General features: G+C 45.1%; 15 protein-coding genes. 4 read left to right on the top strand and 11 right to left on the bottom strand.

The features are described from left to right. Nucleotides 1–198 precede the first annotated feature (198 nt). Nucleotides 199–1395 carry a pyridoxal-phosphate-dependent aminotransferase family protein gene (locus GCHA_RS00010; protein ID WP_008306690.1) on the bottom strand — a complete coding sequence of 399 codons (1197 nt, stop codon included), beginning with the start codon at nucleotides 1393–1395 and terminating at the stop codon, nucleotides 199–201. Nucleotides 1396–1739: 344 nt separating this feature from the next. On the opposite strand from GCHA_RS00010, the gene GCHA_RS00015 reads away from it, so the two are divergent. Next, complete coding sequence (locus GCHA_RS00015) at nucleotides 1740–2522, top strand: YitT family protein (RefSeq protein ID WP_007983771.1); 783 nt, start codon at nucleotides 1740–1742, stop codon at nucleotides 2520–2522. On the opposite strand, the gene GCHA_RS22825 is transcribed toward GCHA_RS00015, so the two are convergent. The 8 genes from GCHA_RS22825 to GCHA_RS00050 form a co-directional block, all read right to left on the bottom strand. After that, nucleotides 2405–2824, bottom strand: a complete 420-nt coding sequence (locus GCHA_RS22825; RefSeq protein WP_013752543.1) for a VOC family protein — start codon at nucleotides 2822–2824, stop codon at nucleotides 2405–2407. The two genes, GCHA_RS00015 and GCHA_RS22825, sit on opposite strands and share 118 nt — an antisense overlap. Before the next feature lie 82 nt (nucleotides 2825–2906). After that, nucleotides 2907–4205 (bottom strand): adenylosuccinate synthase, encoded by a 1299-nt coding sequence (locus tag GCHA_RS00020; RefSeq protein WP_007983776.1) that lies wholly within the window; start codon nucleotides 4203–4205, stop codon nucleotides 2907–2909. An 81-nt stretch (nucleotides 4206–4286) separates the two neighbouring features. After that, nucleotides 4287–4472, bottom strand: a complete 186-nt coding sequence (locus GCHA_RS00025) for a DUF2065 domain-containing protein (RefSeq protein WP_007983778.1) — start codon at nucleotides 4470–4472, stop codon at nucleotides 4287–4289. 55 nt (nucleotides 4473–4527) lie between these two features. Next, nucleotides 4528–6027, bottom strand: coding sequence for a sensor histidine kinase (locus tag GCHA_RS00030; RefSeq protein WP_007983780.1), 1500 nt, complete (start codon nucleotides 6025–6027; stop codon nucleotides 4528–4530). Beyond that, entirely contained in the window at nucleotides 6027–6746 is a 720-nt protein-coding gene (locus GCHA_RS00035; RefSeq protein WP_007983782.1) for a winged helix-turn-helix domain-containing protein, read from the bottom strand. The genes GCHA_RS00030 and GCHA_RS00035 overlap by 1 nt, the downstream gene beginning before the upstream one ends. 104 nt (nucleotides 6747–6850) lie before the next feature. Further along, nucleotides 6851–7573, bottom strand: coding sequence for a spondin domain-containing protein (locus GCHA_RS00040; protein ID WP_007983785.1), 723 nt, complete (start codon nucleotides 7571–7573; stop codon nucleotides 6851–6853). A gap of 10 nt (nucleotides 7574–7583) precedes the next feature. After that, a complete protein-coding gene (locus tag GCHA_RS00045; protein WP_007983788.1) occupies nucleotides 7584–8288 on the bottom strand; it encodes a spondin domain-containing protein in 705 nt (234 codons plus the stop codon). Between the two features lie 131 nt (nucleotides 8289–8419). Beyond that, nucleotides 8420–9376 carry a hypothetical protein gene (locus tag GCHA_RS00050; protein ID WP_007983790.1) on the bottom strand — a complete coding sequence of 319 codons (957 nt, stop codon included), beginning with the start codon at nucleotides 9374–9376 and terminating at the stop codon, nucleotides 8420–8422. A gap of 387 nt (nucleotides 9377–9763) precedes the next feature. Between GCHA_RS00050 and GCHA_RS00055 the strand changes: the two genes are divergently transcribed. After that, complete coding sequence (locus GCHA_RS00055; protein WP_007983792.1) at nucleotides 9764–9982, top strand: hypothetical protein; 219 nt, start codon at nucleotides 9764–9766, stop codon at nucleotides 9980–9982. Nucleotides 9983–10058: 76 nt separating this feature from the next. Here the strand turns inward: GCHA_RS00055 and GCHA_RS00060 are convergent, their stop codons facing one another. Together GCHA_RS00060 and GCHA_RS00065 are read right to left on the bottom strand one after the other, a co-directional pair. Next, nucleotides 10059–11126 (bottom strand): hypothetical protein, encoded by a 1068-nt coding sequence (locus tag GCHA_RS00060; RefSeq protein ID WP_007983795.1) that lies wholly within the window; start codon nucleotides 11124–11126, stop codon nucleotides 10059–10061. 83 nt (nucleotides 11127–11209) lie between these two features. Continuing rightward, nucleotides 11210–12112, bottom strand: coding sequence for a phosphoribulokinase (locus GCHA_RS00065; protein WP_049797709.1), 903 nt, complete (start codon nucleotides 12110–12112; stop codon nucleotides 11210–11212). 380 nt (nucleotides 12113–12492) lie between these two features. On the opposite strand from GCHA_RS00065, the gene ompR reads away from it, so the two are divergent. Together ompR and envZ are read left to right on the top strand one after the other, a co-directional pair. Further along, the gene (gene ompR, locus GCHA_RS00070) at nucleotides 12493–13215 is read left to right on the top strand and encodes an osmolarity response regulator transcription factor OmpR (protein WP_007983803.1); all 723 of its coding nucleotides are present in this window, start codon (nucleotides 12493–12495) and stop codon (nucleotides 13213–13215) included. Nucleotides 13216–13239: 24 nt separating this feature from the next. Then, entirely contained in the window at nucleotides 13240–14538 is a 1299-nt protein-coding gene (gene envZ / locus GCHA_RS00075) for a two-component system sensor histidine kinase EnvZ (protein WP_013752548.1), read from the top strand. Nucleotides 14539–14557: the final 19 nt, after the last annotated feature.

Consider the following 14557-nt stretch of genomic DNA (forward strand, 5'->3'; position numbering starts at 1 on the left):
AGACGGTCACTTATTAATGCGGATTGGTATAACACAAGGGAAATACAGCAAAATGACAGCGTGAGTAAGCTATCCCTCTGGCTATTTAAGCATAGAATAATTCGTATAACATGGGTAACAGTAAGAGGATTTTTAAAAGCGTAGGGCAGAAGCAAAGCAATAGAGCATTGCTTTGCATTAATAAGTAAGAATCGGCGCCTAGCGCATATTATCTAAAGTGCTCTCAAGGGCCGCCATACCAGTAGGTAAATCGAGCTTGTGGCCTAAATCGATAAAGGCTGAGCCCAATGCGTGAATAGTGCGAAACAGGTTATGGGTGCGGCACTGCTCTCCCATTTGTCCGATACGTATTATATTGGGGCCGAATGAACCGGATATTTCCACGCGATAGCGGTTCGACATGGTGCGTAGCACCTCTTTACCGATAATATCTTGAGGTAAGCGAATACCGACGACAGAGTTTAGCCGCGCTGGCTGCTCAACGTACAACTCTAACCCCATACCTTCTATCGCTGCTTGCAGCGCTTTTGAGCAGCGTTGATGACGAGCAAAGCGCACAGGTAGTGTTTCTGTACATACCAAGCGTAAGGCTTCGTGAATGGCTAAAATACCAGAGACTGGCGCGGTATAGTGGTAAGATTTTTTATACCAAAATTGATGGCCTAACTTGGCATCAAGACACCAGTGGCGTAGCTGATCTGTGCGTGACTCAATAAAATTCCACGCTTTTTCTGAAAAACCCACCAAAGACACCCCTGGAATACACGACAACCCTTTTTGGCCGCCAGTGATCACGGCATCAATACCCCAGTCGTCCATGGCTAATTCCATCGTGCTTAAGGTGCATACGGCATCTACTATCACCATACAGTTATGTTTTTTGGCGACACGGCAAATTTGTTCGAGCTCAGCATTGTGCACTGTATTAGAGGTTTCCCCTTGCACTATGGTCAGAACGTTAGGTTTAGTACGTATAATATGTTGTTCGACGGCTTCGGCACTGGCAGCCTGACGCTCTTCAATGACCACCTTAGATACGTTGGCTTGTAGACGCTCAGCCATTTCTGCTAGGCGGCTACTAAAAAAGCCGTTACAAATACTCAATACGTTGTCACCCGGGCGCACTAAGTTAGCAACCGCCATTTCCATGGCGGCAGAGCCTGGGCCTGCCACTCCTAAAATCAAGCCATTTTCAGTTTGAAACACATAGCGCGACATCACCTTAACTTGTTCGATAATTTGCGCCATGGTGTCGCCGAGATGATTGATCACTATGCCATTCGCTGCCGCAACTTTAGCCGGAATTGGCACCGGGCCTGCCCCCATCATCAATAAGGGTTCGTCGGGTAAAATGTTATCTAGCGAAATAATTCCTTGTGGCACACAAATCGACACTGGGTCTCCTGAGTCATTAGACGGCTTTAAAAAAGGGTAACTAGCATATCGCCAAGCAGCGGGTAGGCATAGAGCAAAATTGAAACAAATATATTTATTCTGTTGTTTGTTGTGGCTACCAATACCGGGCGCTAAATTGGCAAATTGATTTTTGTAAAACAAACGAAAGTTAAATTAATATTTACATTTAATATCAGTAGTTTACATGGCATTAACCTAGAGGCGAATAAGGCTGGTAAGGGCGCTTTATTACTGTACAATGCCGCCCCTCGAAAGCATAGACTTGCTCAAAATATATCCAGAAACGTACTTACGTGCTGGAAAGTTCTAGGAGAAATTAAGGTATGCATTCCTCTACTCATCGATTTTACGAAGATGTGCTGGCGATATTAAGCGGCACTGTTTTTGTTAGTTTAGGTTTAGCCATCTTTAAAACATTAGGTTTATTAATCGGTGGCACGGCGGGTATCGCACTGTTACTGAGTCACTTTGTACCGGTTAAATTTGGTTTACTGTTCTTTTTAGTGAACTTACCGTTTTATTATATTGCCCTTAAACAGCTGGGTTGGCGTTTTACCCTCAATACGTTTGTGACCATTTCATTGGTCTCTGTGCTGGTGGAAAATATGCATTTGTTTATTTCCCTCAGCGACATTCAACCCGTTTTTGGTGCGGTGGTAGGCGGTATGCTGATTGGCATGGGTATGCTGATTTTATTCAGGCATAAATCCAGTTTAGGCGGGTTGGGGATCCTTGCGTTTTACTTGCAGGGTAGCCGAGGCATTCGTGCTGGTACCTTTCAGCTGGTCGTTGACAGCCTTATCGTGGTTGGCGCGCTATTTATCATGAACCCGATTTTACTGGCTATTTCCCTCGCCGGTATGGTGACTACCAATGTCATACTAGCGGTGAATCATAAACCAGGGCGTTACCATAGTAACTATGCTGAAACCATGGCAGAGCTGACGTGTGAAACTGCACAAGAAGTTAAAGCGGCAAACGACACCGATCAGTCAGCAAACAATTGGCCGATATCGTTAAACGCTTTGAATTCTAGTGCGTTACCGCAAGGGTCGAGTAAGAATAAAGTAGCTTGCTCTCCCGGTTCATTTTTAAAACGCACGTAAGGCTCTATAACAAAATTGACGTTGGCGGCTTGCAACCGAGCCGCTAGATCATGCCAATCCTGCATTGTTAGTACCACTCCAAAGTGAGGCACAGGTACGGCTTTATCATCTACCTTATTTGCAGCGGGCCGGTTCGGCATTTCTGCTACCAAATGGGTAACCAACTGATGGCCGAAAAAGTTCCAGTCTATCCAATGTTCTGAAGACCGTCCTTGGGCGCAGCCCAATAACTCGCCATAAAATGCTCTGCTTACGACTAAATCTGTCACCGGAATGGCTAGATGAAAGGGCATAATGGTCATGATGATTCCTTTAATATGGGTATAAATAGCGGGCATAAAAAAAGCCGCTTAAAAGCGGCTTTTAGAATACAGCAATTGGCTATTACACCTCAAATGGGTGACGCAAAACGATGGTTTCGTTACGGTCAGGGCCTGTCGAGATAATATCAATTGGAACGCCAGTTAATTCTTCTAGGCGTTTGATGTAGTTTTTAGCCGCTTGAGGCAAGTTATCATACTCGGTCACACCGAATGAGTTTTCGCTCCAACCTGGCATTTCTTCATACACGGGGGTGATAAGTTCATAATCATCAGCAGCCATAGGGGGCACATCTTTTACTGTGCCATCAGCATGCTTATAACCCGTACAAATGCTTAAGGTTTCTAGGCCATCCAATACATCTAGCTTGGTTAAGCAAAAACCAGTAATTGAGTTAATTTGCACAGCACGCTTCATGGCAACTGCATCAAACCAACCTGTACGGCGTTTACGCCCCGTGGTTGCGCCAAACTCATGTCCTTTAACACCTAAATGCTGGCCTACATCACAACCTAATTCAGTAGGAAAGGGGCCAGAACCAACGCGAGTTGTGTATGCTTTAACAATACCCAACACGTAATCTAAGTGAAGTGGACCAAAACCAGCGCCTGTTGCCACGCCACCTACAGTGGTGTTGCTTGAGGTTACATACGGATATGTACCGTGGTCGATATCAAGCAAGGTGCCTTGAGCGCCTTCAAACATGATCTCATCGCCACGTTTACGGGCACGATCTAAAACGTCAGTTACATCAACAACCATCGCTTTTAAGGTATCAGCTACAGCTAATGCATCTGCCAATGTTTTCTCATAGCTTACTGGTTCAACGTTATAGTAGTTGGTCAGCATAAAGTTATGGTACTCGAGTACTTCTTTAAGCTTGACGGCGAAATCTTCAGGGTTGAACAAATCACCAACGCGTAAACCACGACGAGAAACTTTGTCTTCGTATGCTGGCCCAATACCACGACCAGTCGTACCGATTGGCTTATCGCCACGGGCTTTTTCGCGTGCTAAATCAAGTTCAACATGAAACGGAAGAATAAGTGGACAAGCCTCACTGATGCGTAAGCGCTCTTTCACCGGCACGCCGCGCTCTTCTAGCATTGCGCTTTCTTTAAGCAATGCTTCAGGGCTTAGTACAACACCGTTGCCAATAACGCAGGTGACGTTTTCACGTAAAATACCAGAAGGGATGAGGTGCAAAACGGTTTTTTCACCGTCAATAACCAGTGTGTGCCCTGCGTTGTGTCCACCTTGATAACGAACAACATAAGTTGCTTTATCAGTTAAAAGATCTACAACCTTACCTTTACCCTCGTCACCCCATTGGGTTCCGAGTACCACTACATTTTTAGCCATGGATTAGAGAAGTGTCAGAAAATTAGGCGGGGATCCTATCAAATTTCCGGCAGCATCTGAATACAAAAATGTGCTTAATTTTTATATCAGGAAAAACAGGCTCACTAACCCGATGGTGACAAGTGTGCCGCCAATGCTACGTAATTGATTTACAGGCTGTTCTACCATTTGTTGCAGGTAATTACGCCATTTGTTTGGGAATAACATGGGACCGATGCCTTCGATTATTAACACTAAGGCAAAGGCGATAAGCAGTGTATTTAGCATAAAACGCTCTAAAATGAACCAAGCGCTATATGATATAGCAAATTGATCCCACGCCCTAGTGGGCTAAAGGACCGCCATTAACCAAGGTTAGTTCGAAACTAAAACAGGTGCCCTTACCTAATTTGCTTTCTACTTTTAGGTCAGAATTGAGCAGCGCCATCAATTTCTGACAGATAGCTAATCCTAAACCTGCATGACTACATGTGTCTTTTTCTGTGTTACTTGCTTGATAGCGGGCATCAAAAATAAAGGCGATTTCTTTATCACTGATACCAACGCCTGTATCGCGAATATCTACCCTTAGCTTGTCATTGTGAATCGCCACGACTAAGTCGACCTTGCCATTTGCTGGGGTATGGCGAATCGCGTTGGCGATAAGGTTCGTCAGTACCCGCTCTAGCTTACCGATGTCAGCGAATACGTGATATTCAAAATGGTTCGGAATAACCCGAATCTCAATGCCTTTATTTTGAGCATCTAACGCGAATTTTGCCGCTACATCGTGAAGTAGTTCACCTAAGGGGAAGGGCTCTTGATGCAGGGTAACTTGCCCGCCTTCTAAGTAGGCCAATTCGAAAATTTGGTCGATAAGATGCTTGAGGTTTTTAGCGTTCTTCAGAGAAACATCAACAAAATGTTTGCGGTCTTTTGCCGACAAGGTATCTTCGTTTAGTGCCAACGTTTCAATATAGCCCTGTAAACTGGCAAGCGGCGTGCGCAGATCATGTGATAAATCTGCCAGTAACACTCTGCGCTGGGTGTCGATTTTACTCAGCTTCTCAAATTGGTGGTCAATGTGACTCAACATGTCAGTAAAGGCGCAGCCAAGACGGTCAACTTCATTGTGACTGTTTCTATTCCAAACGGCTAAATCTCGAGGAACGTGCTCTCGATGAAAGTCCGCCTCACGGACTTTTTCCATGTCGTCGCTTAAGCGTCTAAGCGGGGTCGTGAAGTACTTAAACATCACAAGTAAGGCAATTAACAACAGCGTTAAACCGACCACCATAAACAGGGCGATTTCACGCATACTTTGGCTATTTTGTAAGTTGGCAAGTATGGAGTCATAACGCTCACCTCCGATAATGACGTACAGGTAACCTTGCAGCTTGTTGTCATTGTATACGGGGGCAGCGGAAAATATTTTGTGCCTGCCAAGCTGTCTTGGGTCGTCGCCTTCGATCGGAAAGCTTTTACCATCACCTATTAAGTGTTTAATCGGTGCGATATCGACTTTTTTCGCTTTGACCTTGCCCGGCTCTGCAGAGTAAGTGAGAATTTTGCCTTGCGGGTCGAGGTAATAAAATTCAAAGTTTGGGCCTAAAATCATTAAGGTATGGAATAGGTTTCCTAGCGCGTCGTAGTCGTAAACGCCCTCTTTTAATAGTGGGTTGTCCTGCACTAGGTGTTCAGCTAAACCGAGATGTAATTTTTGTTCTGCTTCTTGTTGCGTTAGTTTTTGTAGCTCATTAGTGGAATAAAAACAGGCGATCATGACCAGCATAAAGACCGCAACCAGCGAAATGGCTAAACGTTGATAGAAGCAGATTTTCATTAGTCGGATACCCCTTGAGGATTAAATTTGTAGCCCACACCCCAGACTGTTTGAACAATTTTGGGAGACGTGGCGTTTTTTTCGAGCTTGGCTCGTAAACGGTTAATATGCGAATTGACCGTATGCTCGTAGCCGCTGTGGTGATAGCCCCACACGGATTCCAGTAGTTGGCTGCGGCTAAAGACTTGTCCAGGGTGGTTAGCAAGGTGATGTAGCAGCTCAAACTCTGTGGCCGTTAGTACCAGCTCCTGTTCGGCTAAAAACACCTGATGATTTTTTTGTTCGATACGTAAAGTACCTATACACAACGCTTCGCTTTCTTGAGGGGAGGGCACATGGGATTGTTGTAGTACATGCACTTTGCGTAATTGAGAGCGTACTCTTGCTTGCAATTCGCGAACGCTGAAAGGCTTGGTCATATAATCATCTGCGCCTAGTTCTAGCCCCAGAACACGGTCGGTCTCTGAGTTTTTCGACGTCAGCATAATAATAATTTGCATTGGACGCTTATCACGAATTTGCCGACAAATATCTAGCCCGTTCATATTCGGTAGCATCACATCCAGTAAGATCACCGAATAGTCGTTTTCGAGTGCTTGAGTGAGCGCGAGTTGACCGTCTGTTTGATGGTCTATTTCAACGCCAAGCTCAAGTAAGTTGACTCGCATTAGATTGGCGATATCAAGGTCGTCTTCAACGATGAGAATTCTGTCAGTCATAGGAAACACCACAAATGTAAAAACATATAGAGCGATAAAAAAGCGCTAATCTTTCACAAGAAAAGCGCTTTTTGCTTATATGTGCGTTTGTTTTGTGCTTTTTATTATTCGGTACGAGTGATCTGTATTCGAATAACAGGGTTGTCGAACTTATGTTCTACGGTTAAAGCTGACGTGCTCAGGCCATCATCAAAGCTCACTACACCTGGGTGCATTGAGATAAACCCGCTATCGTCACGGGTAGGGTTGAACCCTTCTCCGCTTGCAGCAGGCCCTGGCACTGTGGCTGCGCTTTCGGTGTTTTTCTCTGTACCTGCATCATACGCAGGGCGCGTTGTTGTCCAGCTGTCTCCAACGGCTAATTGAGATAAATCCCACGCATTAATCCCAGTAAAAGCATCATTGGTATTGCCTAACATAGCGGCAATGGTGAGCTTAGCATCGGTAATGTCTTCAATGGTGACGCTGATAGTTTGCTGGTCGCCCGGTGTAATGGGGCCGTCACCACCGGCACTGGCCAAACCTAAGGTTAGAAACGATTCTGAGCTGCCCTCTTCAGCAATCCGCTCTAGTTCAACAGAAGGTACTTGGCCAACCGCCCACAAGTTCCCATCAGCATGTAAGACAATGGCGGGCGGGGATACAGGTTGTCCGTTGGTTAAGTTAACAACGGTCACCTCGTAACTTACGTCCACGGGAGTAGGTTCTGGCGCAGGTACTTCAACTTCAACGATCACTTCTCTGGTGTCATCGTCATCACAGGCGCTTAATGCGAGAGGCAGTGCCAGTAAAAGCACTTTTTTATAATGTTTGATTAAATTTGGCATAACAGTCTCCTTATCTGACGGTTACTGTTACTTTCGCGACTGGGTTCAACCAGCGATGAACGGCGTTGTTTACATCGCTTGTGCCATCAGTCATTGAATCATCTCCAATGTTGCCGCGGTGAATGTGCACTGTCGCATTGGTGTCAGCACCGGCTACGCCGCTACCGCCAGTGCCTAGCAAAGGGTCTAGTGGTGGTGGAACAGGCATACCTGGCATACCCGGTTCGCCGCTACCACGTAACTCATCATTGGCTTCGGTGCCGGCATCGTAAGCATTGAGCAATACGGTATAGGTACCCGCCTCAGTTGGAATTTCCCAATTGTCTAAACCGACAAAACCATCGTTTGACGGTAAAATCATCGCTACCACTGATAGCATTAGGTTACCGTCGGTGGTCATGACGTCACCTGATGCGCTCATGGTCGGGGCAAGTAATCCACCTGCTGGGTTGGCGATCATATCTGCACCGGCCGCAGTGGCAAGGGTAGTGATGCCATCGATACTGCCACCCTCGGCCATCATTTGTAGTTCTGTGCTTGCCGCTTCTCCTACTTCAAACAAGCTTGCATCTGGGGTATGTACTACCGCAGCAATAGGCGTGAAATAAAGGCCGTGGGTTAAATTTTGAATTTCTACGCTGATATCAGCAGCTAAACTTTGTTGACTTGATAATGCCAGCATGGCTGCTGCAGATAAGATATTAATGCGCTTCATGATCGTTCCTCAGTAGTGAATTAGTGTTAATGCACTATCCATACTGAGAGGAAACTATCCCGAAAGTATCACAGAAAAAAAACGAATTTGTTCTCGTGCCATCACAAGTCTAAACAAGCGTAGTTGACGCCCTATTCTGATGTTGTTTTCGCTTTGCTGAGCCTTTTGATCTGCTTTCTGACTGGAATTTTCTTCGCTTTGTCCAACTGAATGCTGTAACCATTTCCACCTATGCCATTAAACACTTCGTCGGTAAATATAATGGTGTTGTTGTCAGCAGCGAAGGTAACCGCTTCTTTTTGCGTGACGATCCCTAAGTCAATTTGATAAGCGTCGCCTGAAAAGAAGTCGTCACCTTTCCAGTTTTCAAACAACCAAAGTCGCTCTGAATCAAGTAATACTAGCTTGGTGCGATCCGGGCTCAGTGCCGCAGAGGTAACCCAACATAGTTCTTTAATAATGGTACAGGTCGAGAACTCGTTGATGTATTCAGCATCAAAATTTGCAGCGTGATCGCCTATTTTATACAGGCGTGTTTTGCCATCAAACGGGCTAGAACGGTTTTTGGTAAACAGATAGAGTTTGCGCTTAAAATAAATAAAGGCTTCAACGTCATAATGAACATTCTTACGTGGCTTCTCACCCTTGATGGCTTTAAATTTGGGGTAGGTGAACTTTATGATTTCAGCTGTGGTAGTTTCGCCTTTAATGTCGATAGGGTTTTCAATTTTATAGATAGTTAACCATTCACGATCGTTGTCATTATTGCCAAAATCACCAATAAAAAAATGACCAAAGTAGTCTTGGGTCATGTCTTCCCAATCTGAGTTTTTGGCATTCGTGATCTTGATGCTGCGCACAATGTCGCCCGTATCATCCAACTGATATAAGCGTGGCTCGTCGCCACCGTCATTTATTGCCCACAGACGCTGTCTTTTATCATACTCGATACCTGATATTTCTTTCAGGCGACTATCAAAGCTGATGAATTTAACGCTGTTGAGCAACCACACGCGGTAGCCTTGCACCGCAACGAACACGACTGCTGTTGCTAGAACGAGATATGTGATGGATTTTTTGGTCAGCATGGAAAGTCATAGATTTGCTACGTTGAGGTAAGTATACCGTTATCGGATAATAAAATGTGCCAATATTGCTAGGCAAAATACAAAAAAGTGCAAAAAAGTGTAACGGTAAACGCTTGGTGTGAAATCGGGCTGAATTTGGCGTTCATATGTCGCCAAATAGAGACTGATTTTACATCGTTAATAGTATGAATTTATAAATTCAACTGATTGATATTGCTGAATAAAATTTCATTCTTAGCGGGGCGTAAATAAATATTTAAAATGACGTTAAATTTATCTTGACCAGATGTGAAATTGGGCGTAAAAATCTGCCGATTGCAGGCATTTGTCGCTGCAAGAATATGCTCTAATATCGCCGCAAGGCATCCTTATTTTGGTGAGGAATATATGAAATTTTTACTAGGATTGATGTTTTCACTAACATTGTTCGCTGCGGTTGCTGAAGAAGACGTTGCTGATGCAGCACTTATTGCCGAGTTAAAGCAGTATTGTAATGATATTGCTGAAGAAGACGGAACTGATGGTCAAGACCTGAATACGTTTTTACTTGAGTGCGTAAACAACGAGCTAACCAACGAAGGTTATCAAAAAGTAGAAAAAATCTAAGCCAGTTCTTGGCATAAAACGCTAAGCCACGCCAATGTGCGTGGCTTTTTTAATTATATCCACCTTTTTGGGTCGACTAAGACTTCGCTAAACGACTCAGCATATGCAAAAACGCCACAACAGAAGACACAGGCGCCGACTCTTGCATGGTGTGATACCCCGATGAAGGAACTTGCAGCGTGGTGCCATCTACCAAGCCATTTGAGGCTGAGATAATTCGCCCTAATTCTGTCGCTCCCAGTGAATGGGGAGCATCACCGTTAGCTATTAGCTTGGCATTTATCGCTTCAACATAGGTATCTTTAAATTGGTAGCTCAGGCCAAGGGCTTGACACTCAGCCACTAAACGCTCGGTTAGGCGAGGGTTAAATACAGCGTTGGCGTCTTTATGCCGTAAAATGAGGTTATTTTGGGCTGCGCTTGGTAGGTCTGGGTAGGGGCTTGTATCTACCACGATCAACTGATTGGTAGAGCCACCGAAGCGCCTAAACCATTCCAACAAATAGCGCCAACTCTTGCCAGCTTCTTCTTGGGCGGTGAAAAACGCAGTACCTTGAAAACCTTCTTCAAATAGATGGACTAACGCGGCGGTGGTTAAGATATTATCAAGTTGGCCAACTAATGCGTGCTCGGTGATATTTAGCTTATCGGTGAATGCCACCGGTGTACCTGCTACCACATGTTCTAAGCCGTCAACCTCGAAAATTAAATTGTTTCTGTTTTCGCAAATATAGGCGCCTTTTATTTCGCCTCGTCCTCGATACGCACCAGACCAAGGCTCATAGGCGTATACTGATTCACCGTCGAAGCGATCAACGATTTTGCGCATTAAGCTTTCACTGACTGAGTTGCCCAATAAATCTGAGCGCGCACCCGCGACAAAAGCGGCATATTGAAATTCGTTTGGCCCCGTACAGACCAAACCGTGTCGGTCTATGTGAGCAGAAAACATTAGGCTGTCAGGTTCACTCCCTTGGGCGACCAATAAGCCTTCATACCAAGTGACTCTTGCTCCGCGCTCTTCTAGTTCACGTTGCAGCACACGAAAAAATGAATGTTCAGCACCAACAACGCTTGGACTGCGCATTAGGCTGCTAAGCAACTCTATAAAACTGGATGGCAAATCGGCATGAGAATGGGGCATGGCATAATACCTAAATTTATTTGGCCCGTTGGGCAACTTAAATGATTAAGGCAGGGTTATACCATGTTGTTTGTTAATTGAAATTATTTATCTGAGACCCAGTCCATTTGAAACCCAGCACGGCGCTTTTTATCAAGAATCTCTTCTAACAAAGGCGTAAGAATAAGTTCCATTGCTAATCCCATTTTGCCGCCAGGCACCACCAAGGTATTGATGCGAGACATAAATGCGCCGTCGATCATTTGTAGCAGGTACGGGTAATTAACCGTTTTCATTTCACGGCGAAAACGCACCACAACAAAGCTTTCGTCTTGGCTGGGGATTTCCCTCGCGCTAAATGGATTTGAGGTATCTACTGTGGGAACACGCTGAAAATTGACGTGGGTACGAGAAAATTGCGGTGTAATGTACTGAAAGTAATCATCTAGACTACGCACAATGCTGCTCATAACGGCTTCGCGTGAATGTCCACGCTCTGCGGTATCACGGACTATTTTCTGGATCCACTCTAAGTTTACAATGGGCACCATGCCTACGAGTAGGTCTACATGGGTAGCAACATCGGCTTCTTCGGTTACCACGCCGCCGTGTAGCCCTTCATAAAAAAGCACATCTGTATTGGTTGGCAATTCTTGCCAAGGCGTGAAGGTACCTGGCATTTGATTAAAAGGAACCGCTTCATCGAAAGAGTGCAGATAGTGGCGATGTTTACCACGGCCTGTTTCTGCGTATTCACTGAACAGCTGTTCTAACATCACAAAGTCGTTGGCTTTTGGCCCGAAATAACTGATATGCCGCCCTTGTTCTTGGGCTTTACGGATTTCTACTTCCATCTCTGGGCGGGTAAAACGGTGAAAACTATCGCCTGCGACTACCGCGGCATTAACCGACAAATTGCGAAAAATATGACGGATCGCATTTGTGGTTGATGTAGTGCCGGCCCCAGAAGAACCAGTGATTGCAATAATCGGGTGTTTTACTGACATGTAAGTTTCTTGATGGAAAAATTGAATACCATTTAAATGCAAGGCGCTGCTTTGGGTCAAGTGCTATTCGTATTTAGTTGGGTCGCCAAGTGAAAAGCTAAGCCGGCTAATGCGCCAACAATAGCCTTGTTAGAGGCGGCAGGGCAGGTTTACATGATAGTGGGTACCTGACATAGATTGTTTTGCTTGGACATGCAGTCGAAATCGACTAACGGTTTGTATTTGGGCTTCAAATGTAACAACTCATCTTCTGCAGCTTTGATGTGGCGTGTCCTAGGGACAAACTTTGTAACAAACCAAAGAAGGCTAAACACAGAGGATGCTTTGGAATTTCAGCGGTTTACCTTATAGTGGCGTTACTGTGATAAAGGGATCCGATAATGGGACAAGAAACCACAAAAATTTTAGTCGTAGATGATGATATGCGTTTACGTAGCTTGCTTGAGCGTTATTTGGTCGAGCAAGGTTATCAAGTACGTGCTGCTGCGAATGCAGAACAAATGGATCGCATGCTTGAGCGTGAAAACTTCCATTTAATGGTACTTGATTTGATGCTACCAGGAGAAGACGGCTTGTCTATTTGTCGTCGCCTGCGTCAGAAAGAGAATGAAATCCCCATCGTGATGCTAACCGCTAAAGGCGACGAAGTTGACCGTATCATTGGCCTTGAAATGGGCGCTGATGATTATTTACCTAAGCCGTTTAACCCAAGAGAGTTATTGGCGCGAGTAAAAGCGGTATTGCGACGCAAGGTTGTTGAAGCGCCGGGAGCACCGTCGCATGCAGAACAAATAGTTGAGTTTGGCAAGTTTAAGTTGAATTTGGGCACCCGGGAAATGTCTAGCGAAGGTACGCCAATGACACTAACCAGTGGTGAGTTCGCCGTGCTTAAATCGCTGGTAACGCATCCGCGTGAGCCGCTTTCACGGGACAAGTTGATGAACTTAGCACGTGGCCGTGACTACAGTGCGCTTGAACGTAGTATCGATGTGCAAGTATCACGTTTGCGCCGTATGCTAGAAGAAGACCCGGCAAATCCGCGATACATTCAAACGGTGTGGGGCTTGGGTTATGTGTTCGTACCTGATGGTGGCGGAGCCTAGTTAACCCTAGCGTATTTATTGAACGTGAGATTCCTTCCTAAAAGTGCGTTTGGACAAACGGTACTGCTGATTGGCATGTTGTTACTGATCAATCAAGTGGTATCGTATTTGTCAGTGACCTATTATTTTATTCGCCCCAGTTACCAGCAAATCAATAACTTGTTGGCCACGCAAATCAATTTAGTGTTTATTGAAGAGATTGATCACAAAGATCCTGAGCTGCATAAACGCTTTTTTGCCGCAACTGGTATGCGATTACTAAGCAATGAGCAAGCACAAGCAGAAGGCGTCGAACAAGCGATTTACTACCCATATTTGTCTCGTCAAATGAGCTTAAAACTGGGGGGAGAATCAGAAGTACGCATCACTCAAGGTAATCCTTATTTAGTCTGGGTTAAACCGCCTCAAGACCCCAGTGTATGGGTGACCATTCCCATGTTAAGCCATGGCGAATCTGATATTTCCCCGTTAACCATCTATTTGCTAGTGATTGGTATTTTAAGTGTGGCAGGTGGTTGGATATTCGTGCGCAGATTAAATAAACCACTACAAGCGTTGCAGCACGCTGCGATTGACGTTGGCCGCGGAAATATTCCGCCTCCGTTAGAAGCCCAAGGTTCAACAGAGCTTATGGCAGTGACACAAGCATTTAACCAGATGGCCAAAGGCATCAAACAACTGGAAGATGACAGAGCGCTGTTAACCGCAGGTATATCTCACGATTTACGTACGCCATTAACGCGTATTCGCTTGGCGACTGAAATGCTACCTGAAGCACAGGATTGGTTGAAAGAAGGCATAGTGAACGATATTGAAGATATGAATGAGATTATCGATCAGTTCATTAACTATGTGCGCCAAGATCAGCAAGAAAGTATGGTCAGTGTGGATGTGAATGAGCTTATCCGCGATGCAGTGCAAGTACGTAACATTGAAGAACACCATAATATTCACCTGCACCTAAAGCCTATTCCAACAGCGTGCATGCGCCGAGTAGCGCTAAAACGGGTACTGGATAATCTGATTGAAAATGCTTTTCGCTATGGTAGCGAAGATATCGAAATTCATTCCGGTTATGACAAGGCGCGTAACTTACTGTTTTTCTCGATCCGTGACTTTGGTCCTGGCATCCCCGATACGCAAATTGAAGGCTTATTTAAACCCTTCACCCAAGGCGACAAAGCTCGGGGTAGTTTGGGATCTGGCTTAGGGTTGGCGATCATTAAGCGGATTGTCGATATGCACAGTGGCGAAGTGACATTAAAAAACCACCCTGAAGGTGGTTTGATAGCGAGTATCTTTATTCCTCATACTTGCCCTTAACGCATAAGAGCAAGTAGGA

It is taken from the genome of Paraglaciecola chathamensis S18K6, from assembly GCA_000314955.1.
GTDB classification, from domain to species: Bacteria; Pseudomonadota; Gammaproteobacteria; order Enterobacterales; family Alteromonadaceae; genus Paraglaciecola; species Paraglaciecola chathamensis.

Bases quoted from the DNA above. Each gene is read 5' to 3' on its own strand.
- GCHA_RS22825 (WP_013752543.1), bottom strand. From the start codon at position 2,824: ATGACCATTATGCCCTTTCATCTAGCCATTCCGGTGACAGATTTAGTC.
- GCHA_RS00045 (WP_007983788.1), bottom strand. From the start codon at position 8,288: ATGAAGCGCATTAATATCTTATCTGCAGCAGCCATGCTGGCATTATCA.
- GCHA_RS00060 (WP_007983795.1), bottom strand. From the start codon at position 11,126: ATGCCCCATTCTCATGCCGATTTGCCATCCAGTTTTATAGAGTTGCTT.
- GCHA_RS00040 (WP_007983785.1), bottom strand. From the start codon at position 7,573: ATGCCAAATTTAATCAAACATTATAAAAAAGTGCTTTTACTGGCACTG.
- GCHA_RS00065 (WP_049797709.1), bottom strand. From the start codon at position 12,112: ATGTCAGTAAAACACCCGATTATTGCAATCACTGGTTCTTCTGGGGCC.
- GCHA_RS00055 (WP_007983792.1), top strand. From the start codon at position 9,764: ATGAAATTTTTACTAGGATTGATGTTTTCACTAACATTGTTCGCTGCG.
- GCHA_RS00050 (WP_007983790.1), bottom strand. From the start codon at position 9,376: ATGCTGACCAAAAAATCCATCACATATCTCGTTCTAGCAACAGCAGTC.
- GCHA_RS00015 (WP_007983771.1), top strand. From the start codon at position 1,740: ATGCATTCCTCTACTCATCGATTTTACGAAGATGTGCTGGCGATATTA.
- GCHA_RS00025 (WP_007983778.1), bottom strand. From the start codon at position 4,472: ATGCTAAATACACTGCTTATCGCCTTTGCCTTAGTGTTAATAATCGAA.
- GCHA_RS00030 (WP_007983780.1), bottom strand. From the start codon at position 6,027: ATGAAAATCTGCTTCTATCAACGTTTAGCCATTTCGCTGGTTGCGGTC.
- GCHA_RS00020 (WP_007983776.1), bottom strand. From the start codon at position 4,205: ATGGCTAAAAATGTAGTGGTACTCGGAACCCAATGGGGTGACGAGGGT.
- ompR (WP_007983803.1), top strand. From the start codon at position 12,493: ATGGGACAAGAAACCACAAAAATTTTAGTCGTAGATGATGATATGCGT.
- GCHA_RS00035 (WP_007983782.1), bottom strand. From the start codon at position 6,746: ATGACTGACAGAATTCTCATCGTTGAAGACGACCTTGATATCGCCAAT.